This window comes from Kitasatospora sp. SC0581 (assembly GCF_048159585.1).
Lineage (GTDB): Bacteria > Actinomycetota > Actinomycetes > Streptomycetales > Streptomycetaceae > Kitasatospora.
In genome coordinates, this window is record NZ_JBLRWA010000007.1 from 143,952 (window position 1) to 154,175 (window position 10,224).

Here is a 10,224-nt window from a genome sequence, read left to right on the forward strand (position 1 = left end):
ATGCCCCTCCAGCCCCCGACGGTCGACGGAGCCTCCCCGCCCGTCGACCTGGCCACCGTCGACCTCGCCACGATCGACCTCACCGACCCGCACACCTACCTCGACCTCGACGTCCGCGCGATGTGGGCCCGGTTCCGCGCCGAACAGCCCGTCCACCTGCACCCGGCGACCGACCAGGGCCCGCCGTTCTGGGCGGTCTCCCGCCACGCCGACGTGCTCGCCGTCTACCGCGACAACAAGCGGTTCACCTCCGAGCGCGGCAACGTGCTCGCCACCCTGCTGCAGGGCGAGGACTCCGCCTCCCGCCGGATGCTCGCCGTCACCGACGGGCCGCGGCACCGGGAGATCCGCAACCTGATGCTCCGGTCCTTCTCGCCCCGGGTGCTGGCCCCGGTGGTGGCCGGCGTGCACGAGCGGACCGCCGCGCTGCTCCAGGAGGGCCTGGCCCGCGGCTCCTTCGACTTCGTCACCGACCTCGCCGACCACATCCCGATCAACACCATCGGCGACCTGATGGGCGTCCCGGTCGAGGACCGCGAGCGCCTCGTCCACTGGAACACCCAGACCCTCTCCCGCACCAGCGCCGAGCACACCGCGACCGAGGAGTGGCTGGCCCGCAACGAGATCCTGCTCTACTTCTCCGACCTCGCCGCCAAGCGGCGCAAGCACCCCGGCGACGACGTGATCAGCGCCCTGGCGACCGGCACCGTCGACGGCGAGCCGCTCAGCCAGGAGGAGGTCGTCTTCAACTGCTACAGCCTGATCCTCGGCGGCGACGAGTCCAGCCGGATGTCCTCCATCGGCGCGCTCATCGCCCTCTCCCGGCACCCCGAGCAGTGGCGGGCGCTGAAGGACGGCTCGGTCGGGCTGGAGCCGGCCGTGGAGGAGGTCATGCGCTGGACCACCCCGGCCATGCACTTCGGCCGGCGCGCCCTGACCGACGTCGAACTCGGCGACCGGACGATCCGGGCCGGCGACGTCGTGACGCTCTGGAACAGCTCGGCCAACTTCGACGAGGAGGTCTTCGACCAGCCGAACCGCTTCGACCTGGCCCGCACCCCGAACAAGCACGTCGCCTTCGGCTACGGCCCGCACTTCTGCCTGGGCGCCTTCCTCGGCCGGACCCACGTCGAGGCGATGCTCGCCGCCCTGCGCGGCGCCGTCGGCGGGATCGAGCTGCTCGGCGAACCGGTCCGGCTCTACTCCAACTTCGTCCACGGCTACAGCAGCCTCCCCGTCCGCCTCACCGCCTGACCCTCCCCTCCCCTTCCTCCTCCCTTGCCCCTCTTGCCTCGCCCCTCCTCGCCACCGACCGGGAGCCCCACATGGACATGGCCATCCGCGCCGAGGGCCTGCACAAGCGCCACCGGGACGTCGTGGCGATCGCCGACATCCACCTCGGCGTCCGGACCGGCACCGTCCTCGGCCTGCTCGGACCGAACGGCGCCGGCAAGACGACCACCGTGCAGATCCTCACCACCCTCACCACCCCGGACGGCGGCCACGCCGAGGTGGCCGGCTACGACGTCGTCCGCCAACCGCACGAGGTCCGGCGCCGGATCGGACTGGCCGGCCAGTACACCGCCGTGGACGAGGTCCTGACCGGCCGCGAGAACCTCGTCCTGCTCGGCACCCTGCTCCACCTCGGCCGCCGCGAGGCCCGCCGCCGGGCCGACGAACTCCTGGAGCGCTTCCGCCTCGCGGACGCCGCCCACCGCCCCGCCCGCGCCTACTCCGGCGGCATGCGCCGCCGCCTCGACCTCGCCAGCTGCCTGATCACCGCACCCCCGGTGCTCTTCCTCGACGAACCCACCACCGGCCTCGACCCGGTGAGCCGGATGGAACTCTGGGGCCAGGTCCGCGAACTCGTCGACGGCGGCACCACGGTGCTCCTCACCACCCAGTACCTGGAGGAGGCCGACTACCTGGCCGACCAGATCGTGGTCGTCGACTCCGGCCGCGTCATCGCCGACGGCACCCCCGACGAACTGAAGCGCAAGGTCGGCAGCGAATGGTTGGAGCTGACCGTCGCCTCCCCCGCCGACGTCACCCCGGCCCTCGCCGCCCTCCGCCCCGCCCTCACCGCCGAACCCACCGTCGACACCCAGAAGGGCCGGCTCTCCATCCCCCTCGACGACGGCCTCAACGACATCGCCACCGTCGCCGCCGTCCTGCGCCGCGCCGACATCCCCGTCGCCGACTTCACCATGCGCCGCCCCACCCTCGACGACGTCTTCGCCCACCTCACCGGCCACCCCACCCCCTGACCACCCCGCCTCGGGCACTACTCCGCCTCGGGCACCCCCCGGTGGATCTCGCTGATCACCGCCACGGTGGGTGTGGTCGGTTCACACGTCCGCCTGCGGGATGTCGGAGCTGCGGAGCTACGGGGCCAGGTCGACGGCCAGGCAGTTGTAGAAGGTCCAGGAGCGCTCGGGGTCGTGGGCGGCGTTCGCGGCGCCGCCCGGGCCGGTTGCCGCCTCCTCGGTCATGTCCTCGAAGCGGATGCGCTCGGGAAGGGTTCCGTAGCGTGCGTGCCGCGCTTCGGCGGCGGGATCGACTGCGGGCCGCTCGGCCATGGCCACTCTCCCTCATCGGCGATCGCGGGCGGCGCCTTAGCGGCGCCGGAGGCGGCTTTCAGGGTGCATTCCACGCCGTCACCTGTCAAGGCGGTGACGAGAACGCGCCCATCGCTCCCGCCTGCGCGCGCTTGGCCGATTCTGCCCTCGCGGCGCTTTGTTGAAGATGCAATGATCTTCCCTCGACCCGGAACCGCCCGACGAGCCACCGGCCGATCCGGCAGTTCCCTCCCACCCGAGAAGGCGGATCGCATGTTCACACCCGAGACGAAACTCCGCGGCGCAGCCGTCACCGCCGCCCTGGCCACGGCCCTGGTCGGCCTCGGCGCCGGGACGGCCGGCGCCGCGGGCTGGCCGCCCCTGCAGCCGGGCGCGCGCCTCTACTCCTCCACCTACGGGCAGGGGTTCGCCACCACCGTCGACCTCACCGACCTCGGCACCTGCCACACCCTGTGGCCCGGCGCCCGCTCGGTGCAGATCGCCAACGGGGGCGCCACGTTGGCGCTGTACGCCGAGGCCGACTGCAACGGCCCCGGGTGGCTCAGCGGAACGCTGGCCCAGGCCAACCTCCCGCGGACCGCCCTGAGCTACCGGGTCCTCCAGGCGTAGCACCTCCCGGCGCGGCGTTCTCCCCCTCGGGCGCCGCGCCCACGCATGCCCTCATTTCGTCACCTCTTTGACAGGTGACGCAAGCGCGTGGAAATCTGTCGTCACCGGCTGGAGCAGTTACTTACCGATGAGGACACCCACCATGGCAGTCGTACGCTTCCATCTCGTCTCCACGCTCGGCACGGAGGACGTCCTGGCGGTGCTGACCGACTTCGGCCCCTCCCGCGCCGAGGCCTGGCCGACGATCGACGCCGAACACTTCGAGGTCCACGCGCTCGGCGCCACCTGGGCCGAGGTCACCGAGGGAACCGCCGCCGCCTGGGAGCGCGCCCGCTACGAGTGGGAGCCCGGCGGCCGCACCGTCACCGTCACCACCCTCGACTCCAAGCTCTTCGGCCCGGGCGGCGGCTGGGTCTTCCGGATGACCCCCGAGGGCGACGGAACCCGGGTCGACGTCCAGCTGACGCGGCAGCCGAGCACCCTCAAGGGCAGGATGCTCGCCGCGCTGCTCCCCGTCGCCGCTCCGCCGGCCCTGCGCAAGTCCTTCGCGGGGCCGCTGCGGGTCCGGTGATCCACCGCACGGACTGATCCACCCCCGAAGGGGCCGACAGCACCCGCTGTCGGCCCCTTCGCCGTCCCCGCCCGCCCCGCGCGCGACGCACGAAGGCCCGGCCCGCGCCGTCGGGCGCGGGCCGGGCCGGGGCGGCACCGGAGGGGACCGGCACCGGAGGGGATCAGTGCCGGGAAGGGAGGACGCAGCGGAAGCTGGAGGCGGCGGCCGGGTCGCCGTGGCCCCGGTAGCGGGACACCTCGGGGTAGCGGCACAGGTCGCGGTCGACGCTCCGCCCGGTGGCGTCGAGCAGCGTGGCGGGCAGCGTCCGCGGCGCCTTGCCCTGCTCGACCCAGGCCGTCAGGGCGGCGAGGTCGTCGGTCGTGCCGCCGCCCTTGTTGAGGCCGCAGTGGGCCGTGCCCGGGGCGAGGAAGAGGCGGTAGAAGTCGTCGACCCGCTTGCCGCCGCCCATCGTCCGCTCGACCTGCCGGCGGTAGTCGACGGTGCCCTGGGCGGGGATGAACTGGTCGGCCTGGCCGTGCCAGGTCAGGAGTTTGCCGCCGGCGTCGCGGAAGGCGGACAGGTCGGGGTCGTCGGTGCCGATGATCCGGCCGTACTCGGTCCGCGACTGCTCGAACAGCCGGGTGAACTGGTTGTAGGTGATCGTCGAGACGTCGAACGAGGGCTGCTTCTTCAGCCAGTTCGTGACCCAGAGCCGGGGCACCGGGAACGGCGCGCCCCGCACCTGGCCGTCCGCGTCGGGCGCGGTGGTGCCGGCCAGCCCCGCCAGGTCGGCACCGACCGGGACGCCGGACCAGAGCCTGCGGCCCGAGGCGGTGCGCGGACCGTCCCAGATCTTGCGGACGACGGCGGCGTCGGCGGCCGTGATGGTCAGCTCCTTCCCGTCGCAGACCACCGTGGTGCCGATCAGCCGGCGCGGGTCGAAGTCGCACCGCGACGCGTCGTTGACCAGCTTGTCCTCGGCTCCGTCGAGCGGGTCGCAGGCCGCGACGGCGGCGTCCGTGAAGGCCTTGAACGCGCAGGCGGACGGGTAGGTCTTCTCGTTGTTCATGACCACCTGCGGCCACAGGGTGGCGACTTCGAACTCGTCCCAGCTGACGGCGGGCGCGTTGGCGAGGATGCCGTCGAAGTCGTCGGGGTAGCGCTGGGCCTCCATGTAACCCTGGCGCCCGCCGGTGGAGCACCCGTTGAAGTAGGAGTAGGAGGCCGGACTGCCGAAGTGCGCGGCGACCACCTGCTTGCCGACGATCGCCGCCTCGTGCTGGGAGCGGGACGCGAGGTTGTTCAGCAGCGCGGTGTCGACCTCGCCCTTCGCGTTCAGCGCCCAGCCGGCGTCCACGGCATCGGCGAGCCCGCCGTCGGTGGTGGTCGCGGCGTAGCCGTTCTTGACCGCGGTGCCCATCCCGACGCCGTTGTCCCCGGCGGCGAAGGCGCTTCCGCCGAGCGCCTGGAAGCGACCGTTCCAGCCGCTGACGGGCAGCCAGGTCCGCACCCTCGCATGGTCATTGTCGCCCGGGTGGGTCAGGGTGACGGTCACCTCACAGAAGGCGGGGACGCCGGTGACCGTGCCGCCCACCACCCCGGTTCCGTCGATGGTCCCGCCCTCCCGGCGGGCCGCCGTCACGGACTCCACCGCCGTACCGGCGGGGGCCCGCACGGCCGGCGCCGAACAGCCGGACGGCGCGGGCAGGGAGCCGTACGGGGTCTCCGCCACTGCCGCCGGCAGGTGCACCGCGGCCAGCGCCGCGCCGGTCGCGAGCACGATCAGGAATCTCTTCATGGGTATCCGTCCAGGGGAAAGGTGGGCGTGCGCCGAGCCGCGAAGGAGCGTGTGCGGGGCGTACGGGCAGGGCTGGTCGACATACAAGATGTGTCCGGTCGAGATGGTGACGGTCCGATCGCTGACGACCGCGGGCCGATGCCCCTCGGACAGTCGCCGCAAGTGGCGGTGATCAGCCGAGATTTGGCTCAAGCAGTCGGTGCGCAGGGGCGACTCTCCCGTGTATGCCGGGTCGGGCTGTTCTCATGTCCGTCACCGGTTCAGCCGGTGACGATGCTGGCACGGTCGCGCCCGGCCTGTCAACGAGACGGCGAAGGGGCCCCGGCGGCACCGGCCGGTGCGGGAGCCTGAGCGAAAGGAGCCGTGGCAGAGGGCAGTTGCCGGCCGCCGCCCGCCGGGCGCGCACATATCCGCTGCCGGCTGTCGGCGGTGCCTGCTACAGTCGCAGCGACCTGTAGTCGTGTGATCGAGGAGTGGCAGACGTGGCGGGTGACGACGACATCTCCGGGTGAGATCCGGATCTGACGGCCACCGGCCGGTGCTTCAGGAGCGCCGCCGAGGTGGTCCGTTTCGTCGTACCCCTTCTCCGCACGTCTGCCCAGGGCAGAGGTCTACCTTCCTGCCCTCATCCCTTCGAGGTCATCCCCATGTCCAACGTGTCCAACGCCGCCGTCGTCTGCTCGAACCTCTCCTTCGCCTGGCCCGACGACACCCCGGTCTTCCAGGACCTGTCCTTCACCGTGCCCGCGGGCCGGACAGGCCTGGTCGCCCCCAACGGCGCCGGCAAGAGCACCCTGCTCAAGCTGATCGCCGGCGATCTCAAGCCCGCCACCGGCTCGGTGTCGGTCACCGGGCGGCTCGGCTACCTCCGCCAGAGCCTGCCCCTGACCTCCGACCTCACCGTCGCCGAGGTGCTCGACGTCGCCGCGGTCATCCGGGCCATCGACGCCGTGGAGTCCGGGGACGTCGACGAGCGGCACTTCACCACCATCGGCGACGACTGGGACATCGAGGAGCGCACCCGCGCCCAGCTCGACCGCCTCGGCCTGACCGACCTCACCCTGGACCGCGGCCTGAGCACGCTCAGCGGCGGCCAGATCGTCTCCCTCGGCCTCGCCGCCCAGCTGCTCAAGCGCCCCGACGTGCTGCTGCTCGACGAGCCGACCAACAACCTCGACGCGGAGGCCCGGCACAAGCTCTACGACGTGCTGGGGGAATTCAACGGCTGCCTGCTGCTGGTCAGCCACGACCGCGCTCTGCTCGACCGGATGCAGCACATCGCCGAGCTCGGCAACGGCGAACTGCGCTTCTACGGGGGCGACTTCACCGCATACGAGGAGGCCGTCCGGGCCGAGCAGGAGGTCGCCGAGAAGAACGTCCGCAACGCCGAGCAGGAGCTGAAGCGGGAGAAGCGGGAGATGCAGCAGGCCCGCGAACGCGCCGAGCGCCGTCAGAGCAACGCCGCCCGCAACCTCAAGAGCGCCGGCCTGCCCCGCATCTTCGCCGGGAACATGAAGCGCGGCGCCCAGGAGTCCGCGGGCCGGGCCGGCCAGATGCACGCGGCCCGGGTCGGCGAGGCCAAGGCCCGGCTGGACGAGGCCGGGCGCGCCCTGCGCGAGGAGCAGCGGCTCTCGCTGGAGCTGCCCGACACCCAGGTGCCCGCCGGGCGCAACCTCTTCCTCGGCGAGGGCCTGCAGGTCCACCACGCCGGCCGCCCGGTGTTCGCCGACGGCGGCGTCGACCTGAGCGTCCGCGGCCCCGAACGCATCGCGCTGACCGGGCCCAACGGCGCGGGCAAGAGCACCCTGCTGCGCCTGGTCACCGGCGAACTCACCCCGGACAGCGGGGAGATCAAGCGCAACGACGGGCGGATCGCCTACCTCTCGCAGCGCCTGGACCTGCTGGACCTCGACCGCACCGTGGCGGAGAACTTCGCCGCGTTCGCCCCCGATCGGCCCGAGACGGAGCGGATGAACCTGCTCGCCCGCTTCCTGTTCCGCGGCGCCCGCGCCCATCTGCCGGTCGGGGTGCTCTCCGGCGGCGAGCGGCTGCGCGCCACCCTGGCCTGCGTGCTGTGCGCGGAGCCGGCCCCGCAGTTGCTGCTGCTCGACGAGCCGACCAACAACCTCGACCTGGTCAGCGCCGGGCAGTTGGAGAGCGCGCTGAACTCGTACCAGGGCGCCTTCCTGGTGGTCAGTCACGACGAGCGCTTCCTCGCCGAGATCGGGGTGAACCGCTGGCTCCGGCTGGCCGACGGCACGATGCGGGAGACGGGGGCGCCCGCGGTGTGACCCGCCGCCGTGTGACGCGGCCCGCCCGAGGCTCGGTGCCCGGGCGGGCCCACCCCCTCACGTCGGAAGGTTTCCCGTGTTCCCCCTGTCCCAGAACGCCCTGCTCGCCCATGACCTCGTCCGCGTCCTCGGCGGTCGTCGCGTCCTCGACGGCGTCGGCCTGACCGCCGCCCCCGGCCACCGGATCGGCCTGATCGGGGAGAACGGCGCCGGCAAGTCCACCCTGCTGCGGGTGCTCGCCGGCGTGGACGAACCCGACGCGGGAAGCGTCTCCCGCCCCGATGACCTCGGCTTCCTGCACCAGGAGATGCCCTTCGACCCCGCCGCGACCGTCGCCGCCGTCCTGGACGACGCGCTGCGCGAGGCCCGCGAGGACCTGGTGGAACTGGACCGGCTCGGCGCGGAGATCGCCCGGCTCCCGGAGTCCGACCCCGGCCACCCGGAACTCCTGGACGCCTACGGCAGGCGGCTGGAACAGGCCCGGTACCGGGAGTCCTGGGACGCCGACCGCCGTGCCGCCCTGGTCCTCGACGGGCTGGGCCTCGGCTCGCCGACCCTCGGCCCGCTCGGGCACGACCGCACGCTCGGCTCGCTGTCCGGCGGGCAGCGCGGCCGGCTGGCCCTCGCGGCGCTGCTGGTCCGACGGCCGTCCGCGCTGCTGCTGGACGAGCCGACCAACCACCTCGACGACGGCGCCGCCGCCTTCCTGGAGGAGCAGGTCCGCGCACTGCCCGGCACCGTGGTCGTCGCCGCCCACGACCGGGCGTTCCTCGACGCCGTCTGCACCCACCTGATCGACCTCGACCCGGCGGTGGACGGACCGGTCCGCTACGGCGGCAACTACAGCGCCTACCTGGGCGAGCGGCGCGCCGAGCGGGACCGCTGGGAGCGGCGATTCGCCGAGGAGCAGCAGGAGTTGGCGCAGCTGCGCCACGCGGCCGGCGTGACCGCGCACCTGGTCGCACCGGACCGGGGGCCGCGCGACAACGAGAAGATGGGCTACGGCCACCGGGCGGGCCGGGTGCAGAACCAGGTCTCCCGACGGGTGCGCAACGCCGCCCGCCGACTGGAGGAGCTGGAGCGCGCGCAGGTCCCCGAACCGCCGCGCCCGCTGCGGTTCGCCGTCGAATCCCTGGCGGCGGACGCCCACACGCCGTCCGACACCGGCGAGGGCCTCCGGCCCCTGGTGTCGCTCCGGGACCTCCGGGTGCCCGGCCGGCTCGCGCTCGAAAGCCTGGACGTCGCCCCGGACGACCGGCTGCTGGTCACGGGCGGCAACGGGACGGGCAAGTCCACACTGCTCGCCGTACTCGCCGGCCACCTCACGGCCGAGGGCACGGTGCACCGGCACCCCGGACTGACGGTCGGACTGCTCACCCAGAACACCGAGTTCGACCGGCCCTACCGCACCGTCCGCGACACCTACGAGCAGGCGCTGGGCGCGGCGCGCGCCGAGCGGGTGCCGCTGGGATCGCTCGGCCTGCTGCACGCGGCGGACCTGGACAAACCCGTCGACCGGCTGTCCGTCGGGCAGCGCCGCCGGCTCGCACTGGCGCTCCTGGTGGCCGAACCGCCCCCGCTGCTGCTGCTCGACGAACCCACCAACCACCTCTCCCCGCGCCTCTGCGACGAACTGGAGGAGGCCTTCGGCGCCGGTCCCGGCGCGATCGTCCTCGCGAGCCACGACCGCTGGCTGCGCCGACGCTGGCAGGGCCGCGAGCTGCGGCTCGACCCGGCGGGCGCCACCCGTCATTGCCCCCCGACACAGTCACCTGCCAGCATGGTGATGTGAACCTTGACCATGTCTTCGTCTGCGGGCACCCCGCCCTGGACTTCGCCGCTACGCTCCGTGCACGGCGCACGGTCCGGTTCGAGATGTTCGTGACGCCGGAGCGCCTGAACGCCTGGTACCTGGACTGCGGCCTGGTGGACACGATCACGCCCGGTGACGAGCAGGACGTCCACGAGGCGACCACCGTCCGCGAGGCCGTCTACCGGCTGATCACCAACCGCCGACTCGGCGAGGCCTTCGACCGCGAGGCACTCGCCGTACTCAACGGCGCCGCGCGCAAACCGCCCGTGACACCGCAGCTCACCCTGACCGGACGGCACAACGAGGCGACCCCCGAGCAGGCGCTGGCAACCGTCGCGCGCCAGGCGGTCGAACTCCTCAGCGGCCCGGACGTCCCCCTGCTGAAGGAGTGCGGCAACCCGGAGTGCACCCGGGTCTACATCGACCGCTCCCGGGGCATGCGCCGCCAGTGGTGCGGCATGGACTCCTGCGGCAACAAGATCAAGGCCGCCGCCTACCGCGCCCGGAAGAAGACCCCGTCCGCCACGACCGCCCGATAGCCCCCTCCGAACCCCCTCCGGCCACGGCCCCGCAGCGCGGGC

The 10,224-nt window shown here is 73.0% G+C and carries 9 protein-coding genes; 7 read left to right on the top strand and 2 right to left on the bottom strand.

Annotated features, from left to right (window positions below; genetic code table 11):
* Together ACLWS4_RS14680 and ACLWS4_RS14685 are read left to right on the top strand one after the other, a co-directional pair.
* Positions 1-1,254 carry a cytochrome P450 gene (locus ACLWS4_RS14680; RefSeq protein ID WP_416874333.1) on the top strand — a complete coding sequence of 418 codons (1,254 nt, stop codon included), beginning with the start codon at positions 1-3 and terminating at the stop codon, positions 1,252-1,254.
* A gap of 71 nt (positions 1,255-1,325) precedes the next feature.
* Positions 1,326-2,267, top strand: a complete 942-nt coding sequence (locus tag ACLWS4_RS14685; protein ID WP_117487111.1) for an ATP-binding cassette domain-containing protein — start codon at positions 1,326-1,328, stop codon at positions 2,265-2,267.
* 117 nt (positions 2,268-2,384) lie between these two features.
* Here the strand turns inward: ACLWS4_RS14685 and ACLWS4_RS14690 are convergent, their stop codons facing one another.
* Positions 2,385-2,579: a hypothetical protein gene (locus tag ACLWS4_RS14690; protein ID WP_416874334.1), complete on the bottom strand. Its 195-nt coding sequence runs from the start codon at positions 2,577-2,579 to the stop codon at positions 2,385-2,387.
* A 252-nt stretch (positions 2,580-2,831) separates the two neighbouring features.
* On the opposite strand from ACLWS4_RS14690, the gene ACLWS4_RS14695 reads away from it, so the two are divergent.
* Positions 2,832-3,188: a hypothetical protein gene (locus ACLWS4_RS14695; protein ID WP_380745274.1), complete on the top strand. Its 357-nt coding sequence runs from the start codon at positions 2,832-2,834 to the stop codon at positions 3,186-3,188.
* Positions 3,189-3,330: 142 nt separating this feature from the next.
* On the top strand, positions 3,331-3,759 hold the full coding sequence (locus ACLWS4_RS14700; RefSeq protein ID WP_416874335.1) for a hypothetical protein: 429 nt from the start codon (positions 3,331-3,333) through the stop codon (positions 3,757-3,759).
* Between the two features lie 163 nt (positions 3,760-3,922).
* Here ACLWS4_RS14700 and ACLWS4_RS14705 read toward each other — a convergent pair whose 3' ends face one another.
* A complete protein-coding gene (locus ACLWS4_RS14705) occupies positions 3,923-5,539 on the bottom strand; it encodes a DUF6351 family protein (protein WP_416874336.1) in 1,617 nt (538 codons plus the stop codon).
* Positions 5,540-6,195: 656 nt separating this feature from the next.
* Here ACLWS4_RS14705 and abc-f point away from each other — a divergent pair.
* The 3 genes from abc-f (at position 6,196) to ACLWS4_RS14720 (ending at position 10,182) form a co-directional block, all read left to right on the top strand.
* Entirely contained in the window at positions 6,196-7,830 is a 1,635-nt protein-coding gene (gene abc-f / locus ACLWS4_RS14710; RefSeq protein ID WP_416874378.1) for a ribosomal protection-like ABC-F family protein, read from the top strand.
* Positions 7,831-7,915: 85 nt separating this feature from the next.
* Positions 7,916-9,622 (top strand): ABC-F family ATP-binding cassette domain-containing protein, encoded by a 1,707-nt coding sequence (locus ACLWS4_RS14715; RefSeq protein ID WP_416874379.1) that lies wholly within the window; start codon positions 7,916-7,918, stop codon positions 9,620-9,622.
* The gene (locus ACLWS4_RS14720) at positions 9,619-10,182 is read left to right on the top strand and encodes a CGNR zinc finger domain-containing protein (protein WP_416874337.1); all 564 of its coding nucleotides are present in this window, start codon (positions 9,619-9,621) and stop codon (positions 10,180-10,182) included. The genes ACLWS4_RS14715 and ACLWS4_RS14720 overlap by 4 nt, the downstream gene beginning before the upstream one ends.
* Positions 10,183-10,224: the final 42 nt, after the last annotated feature.

Bases quoted from the DNA above. Each gene is read 5' to 3' on its own strand.
- ACLWS4_RS14680 (WP_416874333.1), top strand. From the start codon at position 1: ATGCCCCTCCAGCCCCCGACGGTCGACGGAGCCTCCCCGCCCGTCGAC.
- ACLWS4_RS14685 (WP_117487111.1), top strand. From the start codon at position 1,326: ATGGACATGGCCATCCGCGCCGAGGGCCTGCACAAGCGCCACCGGGAC.
- ACLWS4_RS14690 (WP_416874334.1), bottom strand. From the start codon at position 2,579: ATGGCCGAGCGGCCCGCAGTCGATCCCGCCGCCGAAGCGCGGCACGCA.
- ACLWS4_RS14695 (WP_380745274.1), top strand. From the start codon at position 2,832: ATGTTCACACCCGAGACGAAACTCCGCGGCGCAGCCGTCACCGCCGCC.
- ACLWS4_RS14700 (WP_416874335.1), top strand. From the start codon at position 3,331: ATGGCAGTCGTACGCTTCCATCTCGTCTCCACGCTCGGCACGGAGGAC.
- ACLWS4_RS14705 (WP_416874336.1), bottom strand. From the start codon at position 5,539: ATGAAGAGATTCCTGATCGTGCTCGCGACCGGCGCGGCGCTGGCCGCG.